Raw genomic sequence first — 17,240 nt, 5'->3', positions numbered from 1 at the left:
GGTTACCGCACTGCTTGTTGGGGTGAAACATCCATACGAACCGAGTCGGTTTTGAGCGAGAAGAATTTCAGATCAGGTCGTACAACTTTTTCTTCGTACACTATTATTAGCTGATTAGCCTCATCAAAAGAAAAGTTTTGCTGATTTTTGCCCTGCTGCATGTGGATAGGCACATCCACTTGGCTGATAAACTGGGGATCGTAACGCAATTTATTTTGGGTAAACTCAGTCAGAAACCGTCGAAATTTCTCCGCCCTTTGCTCATTGTAGTTGTTCATACCAAACTCAGCTTTGTAGTTACGCACCTTCTCACGATTATCAGCTTCCGAATTTTCTGACCACTGCTCTACCAATTGTACCACCTGGGCATCGTGGCATTGCCCTAACGTTTTGGCCACCACATTATCCGGGTTGGTATAGGTAAAGCGGTTTTTAGCAAAACCTACGTCATAGGGTGAGAAAAAGGAGCTATCTAACCGTTGCTTTTCTCCTGTGTCGTTACGCAGATAGAAAGTGTAACTATTGATAAATCCACAATCAAGCCAAGCCAGCGGGGTGATGTGAATAAAAAGCGGATTAAGAATTAGCAGTAAGGCAAATAATGCCCAGTATGGTCGGGTGAATAGCACGGCGGTGGACTGCGGGCGGTATAGCAGCACCGCGATAATGACCGTCTCCATAATAATCCACTGCCAGAAGAAGATACCACTCACGACGTAGACCATCAGATGAAAAATGATGAAGTTGATAAAGCAGAATATTGCAATTCTCCGATTAATAACCAGTAACAACGGAAAAATCAATTCAACTGCCAGTCCTCCGTACTGTAACAGTAGATAGTTTTCCTGCACCAACGTAGCCACCGACTGCAAAGCGATTTCTGAAAGATTGTGGAGCCAGCCTGCGTCTACTGATGCCGCCAGCATATTGTACAGATTATTATCTGTTTGCCAATTCAATTTCACTTTAGCGATACCCGCCTGTAGATACCAACTTGCCAGCAAAGAGAAAATAAACAGGGTGTACAACGGCCACTTTACCCGCCGTCCCGATAGCCGATGAATCACTAAAAACACCCAAAACGAAATAAGCAATGGCATTACCAATGACTTATGAGTATGGTCGTAGCCGATCACACTAGGAAACTCCAATTGCCCCACTAACAGCACCAGCTCTACCAAATAAATCACGAGGGCGTAGGGGTTGAAAGCAGTGTAAATCGCCAAGACAGCTAATAAGATCCGATCTGCCCAAAACCACTTATCGTGATAGTGATTATACTCCAAAAAAGTAATGGCATAGGTTTGAATCAGCAGTAAAGTGAGTATCACGTAGCGGGGTAAGGGATCGACATGTTTCCAGTGAACCGGATGGAAGTAAGTTAGTAGTCCGGTGATAGCTACTAAGCCTAAGATGGCGATGATTCGTTTCCAGCCAAACACGAAGAAATTGGTAATCAATAATTCGCCATTGTAAAAACTTTCCTGGATAGGGATTTCTAACACGTCAAATAGTACCAACTGCCCAATCAGCACTAGTATTAATGCTAACAGACCGTAGAGCGTATTTCTCGAAAAAATATGTGAGGTAAATGCAGAAATAAAGAGAGAGTTTGGTGTAGCTATTTATCAATAATCGAAGATAAAAGTAAACAAATAAGGTTGAAAATATAAATTTCACAATATTAATCGGATATTTAACTATCAAATTAGTTAGATATACCCATTCTCATCGGAAGCTAATGTTCCACGAATCTCTTCTAAATTGGTAATATGATCGTACTTTTTTATTAGTTTTTTCGTCTTAGGTGGAGTACTGGTGATATTTTGAATGCCCAAGTGCTGCCAGACAGGTTCCATTGAAAAACCGGGTTGCACCATTTCTTCGTAAGTTAGCTCCAGATGATTTATACCATTTTTCTCAATGAGTTGCTTCCAAAGCGCAATATCTTGCCGGGTATTTTCTATAAACCAAGCTAGCGTATCAATATCCATCGTCATTTTAGGCTTCTCTACTTTGTCTTTCGCATCCCGCCGCCACTGATCCAGCTCCCGGGCTTGGTACCAAGAGATAGCTGCCACTAGGAGGTTTTCGCGTCGCAGCAAGATCACTTTATAGTTACCATTCAGAAAAACCGACTCAATCTCCTCGCGAAATAGCGTCCCCCCGTGAAATTTTACGCCAATACAGGTTCCTTGCGTATGCTGGTTGAACCTCTGGAAACAATCGTCCACAAATGCCTTTGTATTCCGGCTCTCTCGTTGGTTCGGCTGGTGCTCCAATTCGTCAAAGCGATTGCGAGATCCTATCTCGTCATCAAACAGTGTACCGCTAAAGGGTATTATTCCCATCCGATTAATTTTCTGGCGATACTGGGGGTCATCTTTAAACAGTTGGCCGTAAAACTTAATATCAGCATGTTGATCTAAAATGCTGGTAAACATATTGCTCCCACTGCGCTGGTGGCACATGATGACAAATCGCTGGGTAGTGAGCACTCCCGTTTTCTTACCAATTTTCCGTATGGTTCGGGCTAAGTTCATGAGTTAACTGAAATTTCTTGAGCTACCCACTCGCACTTAGGTGCTACCAGTAGACCGTGTTTTTTGGCGTTAGGAATATTTCCGGTACCATAAATATCGCGTTCCTCCACTAGCATTTTCGCTGCATTAAATATTCGATCTTCTACTCCGCCACTAATACCTGACCACAGGTCAATTACGTACTGGTACGGTAGCAATGGCAAATTAGGCACTTTTACTGAGATCATGCCCTCGCCTTTTTCGACATCAATTATTACGCCCTGGGCTTTAGAGTCAATCGTCATCACAATCTCCCGGTAGTTTCGACTGATTTTAATGACTAGCTGCAAATTCTGAAGGGTTTCTTTGACCTGGTAGTACAGATCAATCTTCAATGGGCGATCGGTCAGTACCACATCACCACCGTTGAGTACTACGTGGGTGAATTTGAAATTTCCCACTCCGTCACGATCAGTTCGTTGGGCGAGTTCTTGCTCGTCGGCTTTGCTCAGCGTAGCATCACGGTAGAGGTCAATGGCTTCGGTTACTCCACCATCGTACGCAATTCGTCCTTTGTCCAGTAACATAGCCCGGGTACACAGTCCTTCTACCGCACCCATATTATGACTTACAAATAAAATTGTCCGCCCGCTGCGACTTACCTCGTCCATTTTACCTAGGCACTTTTGTTGAAAACCTAGGTCGCCTACGGCTAGTACTTCGTCAATAATCAGAATTTCGGGATCGAGGTGGGCAGCCACCGAAAAAGCGAGGCGAACGCGCATCCCGGACGAGTAGAACTTCACCGGAGTGTGGATATATTGCTCAACTCCAGCAAAGTCTACAATCTGCTCCATTTTGCTATCAATCTCCCACTTGGTCATACCCAGAATGGTGCCGTTCATGTACACATTGTCGTGTCCGGTTAGCTCTTCATGAAAACCAGTGCCGACCTCCAGTAGCGAAGAAACCCGTCCCCGGATCTCAATCTCTCCGGTAGTAGGTTCAGTAATCCGACTAAGGATTTTTAGTAAGGTGCTCTTTCCCGCTCCATTGTGACCAATGATACCAAGTACATCGCCCGGCTTCACACTGAAGTCAATGTCGCGCAGTGCCCAGAATATAGAGCGGTCGCTATCACTTTCATCAAAAGAGTTGAGTTTAGCAATATTTCGCAGGTTACGAATGGGATATGCAAGCGTTTGTTTGATCCGTCCGGCTAGGGTATCAGCCCGTTCTCGCAAGCCTATTCGGTAGCGTTTGGAAATATTCTGGGCACTAATGGCTGCGTCTCTCATAGATAATTAGGCAATATCGGCGAAGGCCTTCTCCATTCGTCGGAAGTAAAACGCACCAAATAAAAACAGTACTACCGACACTGCCCCACCAATCCCAATCAAATCCCAGGGCATGGCTTTGGTTCCCAGAAAAGCGGCCCGCATTCCTTCAATCACTCCCACCATTGGGTTAAGGGCGTAGAAGTACACGTATTCCGCCGGGATAATGCTGATGGAATACACCACCGGGGCACTGTAGATCAATAGTCGAACCAAAAACGACATAGCGTATTTTACGTCACGGTACTGCACGGCCATGGCAGAAAATATCATTCCGATACCCAATGATGTCAGAACGAGAATCAGCAGAAGCATTGGAAAGTAGACGATATTAGTCGTAGGAATGAATTTATAATAGACTAGCAAGCCAATCAGTACAATAAAGGCAATGAAGAAATCGAGTAGTTTAGAGAACACTGACGAAACGGGTAAGACCATCCGAGGAAAATAGACCTTGCTCAGCATCTTCCGGTTCTTGACGAGTGAGTCGGTACTTTCGGTTAAGATACTGCTGAAATAGTTCCAGGGTACCATTGCCACAAAACTGAACAGTAGGTAGGGAATACCGTCGGAGCCAATCTTCGCTAAGTTTCCGAAGATGACCGTGAAAACCAATGTTTGTACTAATGGCTGGATAATTGCCCAACCCACTCCGAGCACTGATTGGGCGTACTTCGCTTTGATTCCTCGAATGGTTAAGAAATACAGCAAATCACGGTACTGCCACAGTTCGCCTACGTCGATTACTTTCCAACCGCTGGTTGGTTTTATTTTGATAACTTCTGCCGACATGAAAAATTTTTATTACAAAAGTGCAAAAAATAGTACTTTTACGCGAATATTGAATTAAATTGAGTATTATATACTAAATCTTTGGTTATAACTTTATAGTAATGTAACAAAGTAGATGCCGCTATTTTTTCGTAACTTCAATAGATCAAAATTATTCATCGTATGCGTCTGGTTAACTTATCTGTAATGTTTTTGGTTGTAGGCGGAATCTTAGGTGCTTGCAATAATGAAGGTGAGGAAAGCTCTGTTTATACTGGAAGAGAAACCCAGTACAACTTGCTGGAAGGTTCTTATCTGGAAACTACTACTTCTGGCTCTATCACCGTGAGAGAACGAACTGATAAATCGGTAGAAATTCAATTACTGATGGAAGGTACGCTTAATGGTGCGATACATCCAGTCCACCTGCACTACGGCAGTCTTCAAGACGATGGTTTGGTAGCAGAGTTTCTAAGTAACTTAGAAGATGCAGGTAACAACCGTAGTCAAAGTTTAACTCACCTTACTCAGCTAGCCGATGGTACCACTATTACCTACGACCAGTTAATAGACATGGACGGGAGCATTAAAGTACACTTTGAGGAAGAAGGTGCATTGAAAGACGTGCTTCTGGGGGCGACTAATATTGGTACCAACTATAGTATGGCTGATGTTGGCTCGGTAAAAGATATTACGCTTTGTAATAGCCAAACGGAATAAAAGCTAGGCTTCACAATAACATTGCAAGCTGCTTCGGCAGCTTTCTTTATTTGTTATCAGACCACTTTAGTTTCAATAAAAATAGAACTGAATCTCTAGTTTAAATACCTATCAATTGTCAATTATCCACTTTTCATTAGTGCAAATTACAAGCTAAACAGCTTTTTGAGTCGCGCTGATTGTCGTCGCGATACTTCTATCTCTTCGCCGGTTTGTAATGTAACTTTGAGTGTATCGCTAAACCAAGCATCAATTGATTTTACGTAAGTGAGATTGATAATCTGCTGGCGGTTGGCCCGATAAAAAGTACGCTCGTCCAATACGGATTCTAACGCACTAAGCGATTTCTGAATGAGTGGCGAATGTTCATCAAAATGGACTCGGGCGTAGTTGCCTACTGACTCAAATAGGCGAATTTCGCCCAACGGGACAAACCAACAACGTTCACCATCCCGAACAAATACCTTATTTTCTAAGGACTTAACTTCCTTGGAAAGCTGAGTTGATTGCAGTTTCCCGACAGCCTGCCGGAGACGCTCCGGGCTAATTGGCTTGAGCAGATAGTCGATAGTATTGTGCTCAAACGAGCGGATAGCGTACTGGTCGTAAGCCGTCGTAAAAATAACACGCGGCACTAAATCTAGGGTTTCCAATAGCTCAAAGCCGTTTTTACCCGGCAAGTGAATATCCAGAAAAATCACATCGGGGGCTGAATCGGCAATAGCCGCTAGTGCTTCGTCAGCATTGGCTACAGCTCGGATTTCGCCAAAAGCCTGCGTAGCCGAGAGCTGATGCGCCAATTCTTGGCGGGCCAATCGGGAATCTTCTACTACCAAACAGTTCATAAAATTGGGATTTGTACTGAGGCCGTCACCCATCCCGGCTCCTCGCGAATAGAAAAATGGGCTTTGTGGTTATAAATTAATCGCAGTCGCTTCTCAATATTGGGTAACCCGATTCCAGTTTTTTCATCTATGGTGGAGGAAACGGTCAGGCTTCCGCTGTTTTTAACGCAGAGGTGTAGCATCTGGTCAGTATTTTGTGCCGAAATATGTACTTCGCCCCCCTCAGGATGCTGGGAGATGCCGTGTTTGATTGCATTTTCCACCAATAACTGTAGCAGCATCAGCGGAATTTCGTAGGCAGACAAACACTCGTTAACTTCAATTTGAAATTGCAGTTTCTCTTCGTATTGCAAAGCTGCCAGCGCCAGGTATTGCTTAACCACATCTACTTCTTGCCCCAGCGAAACCATGTCACGCTCGGAGTAATTGAGAGCGTAGCGGAGTAGTTCGGAAAAGTGCAGTAGCATATCGCGGGCGCGGTGCGGGTCTTCTAAAATTAATGGGCGGATATTATTGATAGCATTGAATACGAAGTGAGGATTAATCTGCGATTTTAGCAAGCTCAGTTGGGCATCTTTTACCTCGCTGGCCAGTTGCCATTTCTCTACTTCCGTTGTGTGCCAGCGATTAATGTAGTGAACGAGCAGATAGATAGTGCTCCAACCTAAAAAGATAGCGAAGAATATAAAAAAGTTGCTTAGTATGATTACCTGCGGCAAAAAGCTTCCGAAGAATATCCGGAAAGCAACTATAATCAGCAGTGTGAAGAGTAGCGTACTGATAACTGAAGCACCTAGCAGAAGCCCAATCATCTTACTTCCCTTCCAATTTTGCCAATAACTACGGTATCGCCGAGCAATAAGCCGAATTACGGTAGTAATCGCCAGACCACCCATGATAGGCAGCAGCGTATTTAACAAACGCACAGTAGGGGGCAGTGGCAATGATAATTGAACCAGTAGATTGGTGATACCCACCAGTGACCAACCCACTGACTGTGCCACCCAGAAATTACGTTCCGAGGTAGCCATCATAGTGCCTGTATCCAGTCAATAATTAGGTTCATGGTGTTTTCGTTGAAGGTTTCTTCAATCTTCCCGTACTCCGCAACAGCTCCGGTAGTAGCCGTTTGAAATAAGTGGTTTTGATTTTCAATCTTTTGGATAGTCACATTTTGGTTTCCCCCTTTTCGTAGGGCGGCTTCAATGCCCGCTAGGTTCTCATCAGCGGTTACCTGCACGTCTAAGGCTCCGTTAATCGCCAAAACCGGACAACGCACCTGCTGTAAGTATTCCGATGGATCAAACGCTAAGAAATACCGAAACCAATCACTGGTTAAGGTCTTCACTTGTCGCTCAAAGAACGCTGATTTATCGCTGATGCTTTGCTTAGTCTCTTCGGGCATCACTGTCCAATATTCTTCCAGCACCGCCGTCAAACCATCACGTAGGCTATTCCTGTTCGTTGTTGCATTAGCCAGTAAATATTCGTGAGCTGCACCCAGTGCTTTTGCGTTCGCTTCTTGAGCTTCGGAAGTTGCCCCGGCTGCCCGTGATGCGTGTTCCGATTGTAACTTAAGCAACTCTATGATGGGGATTCCCGGACCGGCCAGCAGCACGATGAAGCCTACACCTTCATTCTCACTGACTACCATTGGGGCAATCATACCACCTTCGCTATGCCCCACTAGTCCGATACTTTTGCCCGTGGTTGCGGGGTGTTGTTGTAGAAATGCTACCGCTGCCTGGACATCTTCGGCAAAATCCGCAGAAGTAGCCGAAGCAAAATCTCCTTCTGACTCGGCCACACCGCGGTCGTCGTAGCGTAGTACGGCAATACCCCGCCGGGTGAAATAATCGGAGAGCACCAGAAAGGGGCGATGATTCATTGGGCCCAATTCTTCGTTACGGTTCTGCGGACCCGAACCGGAAATAAGTACTACAGCTTTATCAAACGATTTACCCTTAGGGATAGTCAGCGTACCCGCCAATTTGTGCCCTTCGGCATTCGTAAAATAGATTTCCTCCTGCCGATACGGGAACCCGGTAGGATCTTGGGGACGAACCACAGCTTCCTCTTTACTGCCACCTCGCTTTAGCGTAAGAGGCATAGCCATTCCCCCTTGCGTGAAGGTTCCGGCTACGGTACTATCGTTTTCCAAATTACCTTCGTAAATCATCCCCAATTGGGCAGCTTTAATCGTTAGTTGATTGTCGGCAAAAGTAGTTTCTGAAGTAGCAATGTTAGTAGCACCCTGATCAGGACTATCCATTTTCGTAGTAAATGTTCCATCGGCTTCTTCAATATGAAAAACAATACGGAGTGAAGTGCCCTGCACATCCAACACTCCTTGCCACGTGCCAACAATTGACTGGGCTTGGAGAATAAATGGATTCATTAATAAAAATAAAATGGTTAGCGTTTTCATAGCTTCAACATACGAGTGGAAAATTATTCTTTCTATTCGCTATTTACGCTAACCACTCGATTAGTACTTGAGAATTAGGATAAACGGTGGTATACGATGACGAGTGGCAAGGTTAGCTACTTACTGGTCTATTACGCTTTCCAATTGCTGTTGTACGTACCACTGCGGTATTTTTTCCTGCTCTAACCGAAGATTGCCCTTTTTCAGGTAGTAGAACAATGCTCGTTCATCATCATGCAAGTTGTCAATATTTACCTGCGGAATGGGCGGTGCCTGATCGTCGGTATAAAATTGGTCAAAAGTAGTTCTGTCCATCATCAGGCTTTCAGCGTGGCCGAATTGCTGACGAAGTTGTGATAAGATGGACAACCCGTGGGTATCCAAATCACCCCAATAATATAGTTGTCGGTTTCTGAGCCACCGAGCTGTTCTCAGCAAATGCACCTGAAAGCCCCCACCCCACAAAGCAATGGTTTGAGGTAGGGGTGGCAGAGTCAGAAAATTCATTTTGTTTTCGGTGATGATAACCTTCGTTCCGCCAAATGGATGATTCGCCAAAGTGGTATGACGAATAGCCATATCATCAATACCATCCGCCAACGCAGGGTCTAGAAACCGAAGACGTACCAGGGTTTCGTCGTACTTTAGCCCAAAGCGTTTCTCAAAGTTGTGTTCCCGATTACCCCCGAAGGTAGCGTCAACTTGCTCGGCGGGCAGTAGCTGGAGAAGCAGTTCGCTCAAAATGGGCTTATGCTGCTCAATAAACTTAGTGGGAACCGCTATCGGCAGCTCCCGAATGTAGTAATAGTCTCTCCGGTGATGGTGTACAAACCACTGACAAACTTTTATCAAGTCGGGCCACTGCGGTCCGTAATCGCCCACCCGACGTACTTGATTGGAAACCCACTCTTCCAGTTGGGGAAACTCCCGTAGTAACTGAGCCGAAGCTAAGGTGAATCGCCGATAATGCTCCTGCAATTCAGGAGAGAGCAACGCGAGATAGTCGACCTTTCTCTGAATCCAGATGCTAGCGGGAAACAGGTTTTTTCCGATGCTATGACTATTAACTTCTTCCCACCATACTGAGTAGCCCGCTCCGGTTTCTTCTTTGCTGTGTTGCCGAAGCCGAAGCAGTCCGCGATGAATTTCTTCGAAGCGGGAAGCCACCTAAGCGGGTTGTACTTTGGCAAACCGAACTTCCTTCGGAAATAAGTCTTCCCCTCGCAATTCAGCGCGCAAAAAATGGGTGTACCAGCGAACTGCCTGCTTTTTAATATCTTCGGGACTAATCATTCGTGAATATCGTATAACGCGACATAGGACTGAAAAGCTGAATAAACCACCAATATTCAGTTCTTCAGCTCTTTAGCCCCTGATTGTCTTAACATATTCCATCGTCATTGGAGGTCGCTAACCATCCATGTAAGCACTAAACCGCTGTTCATCATACTCTTTCTTCCGTTCCAGGTATTCTTTCTTGGTCAGGTCAATCACCTCGCTGTTCATCTTGGTAGGGTTACTTACGAAGTGAACGAAGTCGATGTAGTGCTGAATAATACCCGTTTTCTGGAGCGGAGTCACCACCAGCAGTTGCAGGTTCATCTTCTTGAATAATTCCAGGCCAAACCGAGTACTCTCGTCCGAACCTCGCCCGAAGGCTTCGTCAATGACCACAAACCGAAAGGCTTTAGCACTTTTCTGCACATCGTGAATGCCGTACTGGTAAGCCAAGGCCGAGGCTAGTACGGTGTAGGCAAGTTTTTCCTTCTGCCCCCCGGACTTGCCCCCGCTGTCGCTGTAGTAATTCACCTCCTCCTCCGTTTCGCGGTTGCGCTCCGATGCTCCGAAAGAATACCAGTTGCGTACATCGGTCACCTTTTCTTTCCATCGCTTTTCGGCGCTTTCCTCACTGCGGAAGCGGTCTAGTAGTTGCTTCACCTGCACGTACTTTTGTTCGTTATAGTAATCTTCCTGCCCCAGCGTATTTTTCAGGCAGTTTTTAAGATCGGTTTGAAAATTACGAATCTCGGCATCCAGCTCTTTGTCAGGCACCAGGCGAATGTAGGTACCCGGATCGTACTCAATCTCCCGCAGTGAGTCGTTAATCAAATTAATCTTTTCCTCAATTTCCTCGCTAGCTGCTTCCAACTTGTTTTTGAATAGCAGGATGTCATTGATGGTACCTTTGCGGAGCAGCTCCCGGAAGCGAGCCTCGTGCTGGGGCAAGTCGTCGCGCACCAGGCGGCGGTGCAGGGTACGGAGTTCGGGCAGCGAATCCGCCGAGGGGGTAATTTCTACTGACTCCGCCGGAAACTGCTGAATAAACTGATGAATCAACCTCCCTAGCCGCTTGCCCAGACTATCGCGCTCAGCGGTCTGCTTGTTTAGCTTTTTCTGAATGGTGGTTTGCATCCGCTGCCGCACGTTCTCCAAGTCGCTCAGGCGGATGGTCGCCGTACCCGCCAGCTTTTTCAGGGCCGGAAAGTTGGCTGCTTTCTCTTCCTCACTGATCAGGTCTTTACGTTGTTGGGCATCATGCATATCACGCTCACAGTCGCTGCGTCGGCTGGTGAGTGCTCCTTGCCGGGTGAGTAGGTCTTCTTTCTCGCGCTGCTGCATCGTAATCTGCTCGGCAAGCCGATCCATTTCGGACTTGAGCTGCTTCAACTGATCCGAAGAGTGTTCCAGCGAGCGCATCTCTTCTTGCAGTGCCTGAATGCGGTGAACTACCTCTGACCAGTTAATGTCATTAAACTCTGCAAACAGCAACAGATCGCGCGCAGCCTCCGCCCGCTGATCCAGCTCCTCCGTGGCTGCTTCCAGTGTGGCAAGCTCATCTCCTGCCAACTGCCAGTCCTGCTTCAATTGGTTGACCACTTTTTGCATCGCCCCAATTTTTTCTTGGTTCGACCAACCCAGCACGTAAAACCGGCGGTTATCAATAGCATGACGGTCATCCTTTTCGTGTCGGGCGCGCCCGTGCTTCACCAAACCCTGGCGCGTGATGGCGCGAGGAAGCGAACGAAATTGATCCACCGTATCGGCACAGAGGTAATTGAATCGTTGCTCCAGTGTTTGTTCCAGCCAATCTTCAAACGGTGTATCCGGCTTGATATCAATTTTATGCAACATCGACTGATCCGCAACCGGATGAATGGACGGAGTACCCGTATCGGCCAACGTACGGTAATAGACCAGTCGCCCCCGTAAGTTGGTGTTGTTTACGTACTGGCTCACCGTCGCGTACAGTTCATCAGGCACCAGTAGGCTCAGGGCGAAGCCGTGTAGCACACGTTCAATCGCTCCCTCCCAGGCGGCCTCCTCGGGTCGTACCCGCAGTAGTTCGCCGACGAACGGAAGCTGTTCGGTACGCAACCCCAAGGCCTCAGTGAGGTGTTGCCGCATATCAATTTGCTGGCGGGGAATTTGGCTCTGCCGCTGTTGCAGCGAGTGCAGCTCCTGCTCCTCTTCTTCTTTCTGCTTCCACAGTTCGTTTCGATGCACTACTTTATCGTCGCGCTCCCGCAGCAGTTGCTGCTTCCGTTCCCGTACATCTGATAGGGCTTGCTGCGCCTGCTGCTGATTGCTCTCGAAAAGTGGCGGCGTATCTGCGCGAGGATACTGTAGCATATCGGTGAGCCGATGGTACTGATCCCAACGACCCGCCCGACGATCCTTCTCTTGCTGTGCCTGCTTGATTTCACCCTTAATGTCTTCGATGCGGTTGCCTCCGCTCTGGTAGTACGCCTTCGTGACTCCTTCCTTTTGGTCGCTCAGCTGAGCCAAGCGTTGCTCTTTTTCTTGCCGTTGCTGACTGACTTCCTCCTGCTGTTGCTGGATGTCAACCAGGGCTTCGTTCAGTAAACGGTAACGTTGTTCGGCCATGAAGCTGGGCAGAGCATCGCGGTGGTTTTCCAGTTGCCCGATTTTATCAATAATCCGCTCGTACTTTTTCCCTTCGTCAATTACTGGTTTGAGTAGGTCGGTTTGCTGGCGGGCTTTGAGCACGCTTTCGTAGGCTTGCTGGAGATTCTCGAAATTGCGTTGCAGCTCGAGCAGTTGTTCGCGAGTGTCAGTTTGATCCAGCATGTGCGAGCGCACAAAAGTGGTAAGGTTATCCACCGACTTCATCGAGACCGTTTGGTAAAACAGTTGTAGCGTTTTTTCACTGCTCATGCCGAAGTGCTGTCGCAAGCGGGCACTGTAGTCCTTAAAAGCATCGAACACCTGGGTGTGCTCCTGCCGACGTAGCTGCGCTTTGAGCTGTAGCAGGTCTGACCCAAAGCCGGTAAAGTGGTCTTTGATGGTAAGTCGGTCACGCGATACGATGAAGAATTTTTTCTCTTTATGGTCTTCTATCCAGAATACCTGAGCCAGGGTTACCCGCTCGCGTAGCCCGGTGTTGGTGAAGCGAGCCAGCAGTACCGAGTAGTTCTTACCGTCTTCGCGCAGAGCTACTGATTTGGCCTGGGTGCTGGTGCTCGCGCGTACACTGCGGTACTCACCTCGTATATACGAGCGGAGCGAACGTTCTTTCGCCTGGGCTCCGGCAGCCGCGTTGTACACAATACGGTGGTGCGGTACCAAGAGCGTAGTGAGGGCATCTACCAGGGTACTCTTTCCTGACCCAATGTCGCCAGTGAGCAATGCGTTTTTTGATGATGGCTGGATGGCCCATATTTTACGGTGGAAGGTGCCCCAGTTGTACACTTCTAACGCATCCAGGCGATAGCCGTGGTCATACCCGACCGAGGCGGTATCCCGCTGAGCTTCACGGCCGGTTTCAACATCCAACATGGCGGTTTCGGTGGTACTCATGGGCGGTATTTTTTAAGGCTTTCTACAATACTTTCTAGTTCGGTCGGTGTAATCTTGGCTTTCAGAATTCGATTTACTTCCACGTGTTCGCGATCATTGTTAAGAGCTCGTAGGATGCCAATGTCAATCATCTTGTTGATACCGCTTTCCACGTTCTCCGTCAGTCGGGCCTGGTTGGTTTCGTCGGGCAAAAAGACTTGCATCATTTCCTGGATTTCGTCTCGCGGAATGACTAGGCGGGTATCGCCTCCCTGAGCATCGTGCTCCAGCAGCCGTTTGCGCAACAGCACCAGAATCAGCGTATGTCCGTAGCTGAGCTTGCGCTGAGACACCAAGCGAGGTGGGTCTTCGCCCCGTTCTTCGCGCCACATTTCTTCCTCTTCGGCCGATAGTGGCTTTAAGAAGGCGTAGCCCTCTTGTTCATCCACGTAAAGGGTAAGAGCCACCGCTCCAAAATGCTGCTGGATACTACGTTGGTGCTGTAGCAACTGATGCCAACCGTCTTTATCATGGGCGTAGAGCGGTGCTTTCAGCAAGTGGGCGAGTACTTTGCTATAGCTAGGGACGTTTTTCAGATCGGTATCGGTCATACGAATTAGTTTTTGTAAAAGTAGCGCATCAGCGCGAAAATATGTGCTGCGGCACATCTACTAAAAATGGTTCTTCAGAATACTTTTTATCCCGCACCTCAATTTCTTCGACCACCTCGGTATCCACTACCGTCCTACTGTCCTGCGAAGCAAGATTCAGGTACGTCAGCAGTTCGGTCAAGCCCTTCTCAATCGGAAAGTGGCGGGTCACCTCTTGTAACGATACCTGACCGTGCTGCCGCAGTAGCTTCCTGATTCTCCGTTGCAGCTCCTGTGGGTCAACGTAGACCTGCTCAAACAGTACATCAGTCTGGTGATCGGATACTCCTTCTTCGATCACCTCGGTGGCGATTACTGGACGGGTGGGAGGTGTGAACAGCGGACGGGCCATGGTAAAGTCCGTCGTCGGCTTGTCGTCGAGCCAGAAAAATGGCTTCCGCCAGTTGATCGTATCTTTGAGGGCTACGGCTTCGGTCTGGATGGTGTCGATGGTTTCGGCAATCCGGCGATTCTCCAGCAGCACCTGAGCGTCTAAAAATCGCCGCAGTTGAGCCACGAGTTGGTGATTTGACTGATTGACCTGATCGCCTACGTTAATGAGATTGATTTTGAGCCGACTAATCACGGCATTGCTGCTGAGCGAGGCTACCTGAGGCAGTTGCTTTACCTGCCGGATCATGCCGTCAAGTGCTTCTTGTTGCTGGGTATTCATCAGTAGCTCCCAAAAGGCAGCAAAGCTCTTACCCTGATCTGATTGCCAAAGCGCATCGTAGGCATCCAGCACCTCGCCAACCATTTTTCCACGCGTGGTAGTTTTGGTCAGTTGCTTTTCTCGGGCGCGACGGTCAAGCGAGCGAAAATTTTCGCCAACTTCCCGAAAATCAGCCATTAGATCACGTGCCATACGCTCTAGCTCAAAGAATCGTTCTTTGAGCTGGGTTTCGTCCGGTTCTAGCGGTTCTTCGCGAACCGACAGTTCGGCAATTTCCTGATCCAATGCTTCCTTCTGTTTTTCTAGTAGCTTAATTCGTTCTGCCGGGTCAATCTGCGTTTTTTGCACCATTTCTTCCAGCAGGCGAATGATCTGAAGCAAGCGACTTTCGGTACCAACGAACGATTTTTTATCCAGATCAGCTAGCCAACGGAGAGCCATTTCACTGCCGGATGTCAATTGGTAAATAGGTACGTCCCAGTTTTCTTCGTAGGCTCTACTCAGAAAGCCATTCTGCGTCCACTGTTTAAGGTACTCTTTAGGACTCAACGGATACAAAGCCGGATCATGCCCCGCATTGAGGGTTGATAGAAAATCGTACAAGCGATTCGTCAGCTCGGTTTCCAGTACTTTAAAGTGATTCTCGGCTTTAAACGCATGGTGCAGGAACGAGCCGATTAGTGGCGCGTGATCTTTCCTGACAAATCGCAGGGCTACATGGTGGTCGAGGTGGTAGCGCAGGTCTTCGTAGTGCATAACGTATCAATGTAGTGCAGAACGGAAGAGCTAAACTATAGTCTATTCTCTCGCTTATCTGCACCCCAAAAGTAGACATAACTACCTATACGTTCCAAGACTTATTCCACCAAAACGTATACCGAAGGAACTACTGTAGTACCCGAAACGCGGGCATCTCATTAAAATTGTGTTGTAGACGTACTTTATCGGTACCGGGGCTGTAGCAAAAGCACGGGTATCTGATATCGTCGGGTACCGGGCGCATAAATCAAACCCACCCTTAGGTGGTCGTTGAGTAAAACGATGAAACGGAAACATTACCAAAGTGTGGATTAGCTTTTTACCCACTTTTCTATTGCAGATTTAAACCTGAACCAGTACTTACCCTAGATAAATAATACTCTTAGAAATGACGAGCAGTAGCTAAAGTAAAAACTACTAGACTGCTTGCTTTTTAGGAAGTGACTTAAGCTGGTGCAGCTTAGTACGTGCCTTGGTAATTCTGCTTCTGCTTTGGTGACACTGCTTTTTGCTTTGTTCAATCAAAGCCATCGCGTCGTGTATGTAGATGTTTATTATTTTCATGGCTTTGGATGTGCAATTATTTTCTTCCCAATAATAAAACCAGACAAAAACTTATAACCAATGTCAACAATGATGGATCAACCGGCAAACAACATTGCCCCAAGCGTAATGATAAATTAGTGACCTGCTAGCTAGTTCCGAAATTATAGCAATCTATACCAGCAATAAGCTAATTCAGACTTTCACCACTTAATACCTATCATTGTCACACTATCTTATCAAATTTAGTGCAAACGCGATAAAAACCGCTGGGGGTATGTTCGGTAAATCACTTGGGGTATTATTTCCCCAGCTTACTGAAAAGAGTGAGGTATATATTCATCAATTGTAAATGCATATCAACTTTACCTTTGGAGCCTCAAGAAATATCAATTCATGTAGCAGTTCGCGGCTTAACTCCTCTTTGACTGTAGGGTGGGTGTACGACAAAAGTGTCTATTATTTTGCCGGATTTATTCTCCTAGTAGAACTACGGCATCCCATCCTATTAAGCAGGAGACCCCGAACCTGTTTAGGGGACACGTTCTTTTTAAGGCTTCTTTGTAATTTTGTGGTGGTTCTCCTCGCGTCCCTTGCGCTGTCACACACCCCTACGGAATGAGAATAAGCGATTAAATTAGTAGTAACAGATGTTAATTATGCTGCTATCCGGTGTATTCAAAGCAGTCTTCTTTGGTGATAGGAGTGAAGTAATCCGCTTCTTCCAATAGTACGGCGGCGGTGGTTTTTTCTACCGCCGCAATTTCTACCCGTACCCCTTCCGATTTCAGATGGCGAACTAATTCTACGTAATCGGCATCGCCGGAAAGAATTACAATAGCATCTACTTTGTGCGCTAGTTGGGTTGCCTTAATGCTCAGTGGAATATCGGCTCCTTTGTAGCAAGGCACTACTGAGCCGTGGTAGTTTTTTCGTAAGCGTTGCGCCAGCTTAGAAGAGATGCTACTCCCCTCCCGAAAGTAAATGATACGGTTTAACCCTCGTTCACCTAACAAACGGGGAATTAGCGTGTCGTAGTTCAGCATGATATTATTCTTACTGAACAGATTGTGCAAACTAATTTCAATATTGTTCCCGTCAACTAAAATCGCCACTGACTGACTGATTCTTACGGGTGGCAAGGTTACTTTACTCATAAAAAAATAAAATTTGATCCCGGATAAGTTCCGAGGTT

The 17,240-nt window shown here is 47.0% G+C and carries 14 protein-coding genes; 1 reads left to right on the top strand and 13 read right to left on the bottom strand.

The features are described 5' to 3' along the window. Positions 1 to 2: 2 nt before the first annotated feature. The 4 genes from P0M28_RS22365 to P0M28_RS22350 form a co-directional block, all read right to left on the bottom strand. Entirely contained in the window at positions 3 to 1,535 is a 1,533-nt protein-coding gene (locus tag P0M28_RS22365) for a hypothetical protein (protein WP_302205263.1), read from the bottom strand. A 177-nt stretch (positions 1,536 to 1,712) separates the two neighbouring features. Then, entirely contained in the window at positions 1,713 to 2,543 is an 831-nt protein-coding gene (locus P0M28_RS22360; protein WP_302205261.1) for a Stf0 family sulfotransferase, read from the bottom strand. Then, positions 2,540 to 3,820: an ABC transporter ATP-binding protein gene (locus P0M28_RS22355; protein ID WP_302205259.1), complete on the bottom strand. Its 1,281-nt coding sequence runs from the start codon at positions 3,818 to 3,820 to the stop codon at positions 2,540 to 2,542. The genes P0M28_RS22360 and P0M28_RS22355 overlap by 4 nt, the downstream gene beginning before the upstream one ends. Before the next feature lie 6 nt (positions 3,821 to 3,826). After that, on the bottom strand, positions 3,827 to 4,651 hold the full coding sequence (locus P0M28_RS22350; RefSeq protein WP_302205257.1) for an ABC transporter permease: 825 nt from the start codon (positions 4,649 to 4,651) through the stop codon (positions 3,827 to 3,829). A gap of 162 nt (positions 4,652 to 4,813) precedes the next feature. Between P0M28_RS22350 and P0M28_RS22345 the strand changes: the two genes are divergently transcribed. Then, positions 4,814 to 5,350 (top strand): hypothetical protein, encoded by a 537-nt coding sequence (locus tag P0M28_RS22345; protein WP_302205255.1) that lies wholly within the window; start codon positions 4,814 to 4,816, stop codon positions 5,348 to 5,350. A 146-nt stretch (positions 5,351 to 5,496) separates the two neighbouring features. On the opposite strand, the gene P0M28_RS22340 is transcribed toward P0M28_RS22345, so the two are convergent. From P0M28_RS22340 to P0M28_RS22300, 9 genes are all read right to left on the bottom strand, one after another. Continuing rightward, complete coding sequence (locus tag P0M28_RS22340; protein ID WP_302205253.1) at positions 5,497 to 6,195, bottom strand: LytR/AlgR family response regulator transcription factor; 699 nt, start codon at positions 6,193 to 6,195, stop codon at positions 5,497 to 5,499. Next, positions 6,192 to 7,229 carry a sensor histidine kinase gene (locus P0M28_RS22335; protein ID WP_302205251.1) on the bottom strand — a complete coding sequence of 346 codons (1,038 nt, stop codon included), beginning with the start codon at positions 7,227 to 7,229 and terminating at the stop codon, positions 6,192 to 6,194. The genes P0M28_RS22340 and P0M28_RS22335 overlap by 4 nt, the downstream gene beginning before the upstream one ends. After that, positions 7,226 to 8,623: an alpha/beta hydrolase family protein gene (locus tag P0M28_RS22330; protein ID WP_302205249.1), complete on the bottom strand. Its 1,398-nt coding sequence runs from the start codon at positions 8,621 to 8,623 to the stop codon at positions 7,226 to 7,228. The genes P0M28_RS22335 and P0M28_RS22330 overlap by 4 nt, the downstream gene beginning before the upstream one ends. Before the next feature lie 120 nt (positions 8,624 to 8,743). After that, positions 8,744 to 9,790 (bottom strand): Wadjet anti-phage system protein JetD domain-containing protein, encoded by a 1,047-nt coding sequence (locus tag P0M28_RS22325; protein ID WP_302205247.1) that lies wholly within the window; start codon positions 9,788 to 9,790, stop codon positions 8,744 to 8,746. Then, complete coding sequence (locus P0M28_RS22320) at positions 9,791 to 9,916, bottom strand: hypothetical protein (RefSeq protein WP_302205246.1); 126 nt, start codon at positions 9,914 to 9,916, stop codon at positions 9,791 to 9,793. Between the two features lie 117 nt (positions 9,917 to 10,033). Beyond that, a complete protein-coding gene (locus tag P0M28_RS22315) occupies positions 10,034 to 13,441 on the bottom strand; it encodes an ATP-binding protein (protein ID WP_302205245.1) in 3,408 nt (1,135 codons plus the stop codon). Next, positions 13,438 to 14,031, bottom strand: a complete 594-nt coding sequence (locus tag P0M28_RS22310; RefSeq protein WP_302205244.1) for a DUF4194 domain-containing protein — start codon at positions 14,029 to 14,031, stop codon at positions 13,438 to 13,440. The genes P0M28_RS22315 and P0M28_RS22310 overlap by 4 nt, the downstream gene beginning before the upstream one ends. A 28-nt stretch (positions 14,032 to 14,059) precedes the next feature. Then, positions 14,060 to 15,499, bottom strand: coding sequence for a DUF3375 domain-containing protein (locus P0M28_RS22305; protein ID WP_302205242.1), 1,440 nt, complete (start codon positions 15,497 to 15,499; stop codon positions 14,060 to 14,062). A gap of 1,211 nt (positions 15,500 to 16,710) precedes the next feature. Next, on the bottom strand, positions 16,711 to 17,202 hold the full coding sequence (locus P0M28_RS22300) for an NYN domain-containing protein (RefSeq protein WP_302205240.1): 492 nt from the start codon (positions 17,200 to 17,202) through the stop codon (positions 16,711 to 16,713). Positions 17,203 to 17,240 lie beyond the last annotated feature (38 nt).

The sequence above is a fragment of the Tunicatimonas pelagia genome, assembly GCF_030506325.1.
GTDB classification, from domain to species: domain Bacteria; phylum Bacteroidota; class Bacteroidia; order Cytophagales; family Cyclobacteriaceae; genus Tunicatimonas; species Tunicatimonas pelagia.
This window is presented reverse-complemented; position numbering and strand designations above follow the sequence as displayed.

Excerpts from the sequence above, each read along its gene's own strand:
- P0M28_RS22345 (WP_302205255.1), top strand. The coding sequence starts at position 4,814 with ATGCGTCTGGTTAACTTATCTGTAATGTTTTTGGTTGTAGGCGGAATC.
- P0M28_RS22320 (WP_302205246.1), bottom strand. The coding sequence starts at position 9,916 with ATGATTAGTCCCGAAGATATTAAAAAGCAGGCAGTTCGCTGGTACACC.
- P0M28_RS22330 (WP_302205249.1), bottom strand. The coding sequence starts at position 8,623 with ATGAAAACGCTAACCATTTTATTTTTATTAATGAATCCATTTATTCTC.
- P0M28_RS22355 (WP_302205259.1), bottom strand. The coding sequence starts at position 3,820 with ATGAGAGACGCAGCCATTAGTGCCCAGAATATTTCCAAACGCTACCGA.
- P0M28_RS22360 (WP_302205261.1), bottom strand. The coding sequence starts at position 2,543 with ATGAACTTAGCCCGAACCATACGGAAAATTGGTAAGAAAACGGGAGTG.
- P0M28_RS22340 (WP_302205253.1), bottom strand. The coding sequence starts at position 6,195 with ATGAACTGTTTGGTAGTAGAAGATTCCCGATTGGCCCGCCAAGAATTG.
- P0M28_RS22300 (WP_302205240.1), bottom strand. The coding sequence starts at position 17,202 with ATGAGTAAAGTAACCTTGCCACCCGTAAGAATCAGTCAGTCAGTGGCG.
- P0M28_RS22315 (WP_302205245.1), bottom strand. The coding sequence starts at position 13,441 with ATGAGTACCACCGAAACCGCCATGTTGGATGTTGAAACCGGCCGTGAA.
- P0M28_RS22335 (WP_302205251.1), bottom strand. The coding sequence starts at position 7,229 with ATGATGGCTACCTCGGAACGTAATTTCTGGGTGGCACAGTCAGTGGGT.
- P0M28_RS22305 (WP_302205242.1), bottom strand. The coding sequence starts at position 15,499 with ATGCACTACGAAGACCTGCGCTACCACCTCGACCACCATGTAGCCCTG.
- P0M28_RS22350 (WP_302205257.1), bottom strand. The coding sequence starts at position 4,651 with ATGTCGGCAGAAGTTATCAAAATAAAACCAACCAGCGGTTGGAAAGTA.
- P0M28_RS22310 (WP_302205244.1), bottom strand. The coding sequence starts at position 14,031 with ATGACCGATACCGATCTGAAAAACGTCCCTAGCTATAGCAAAGTACTC.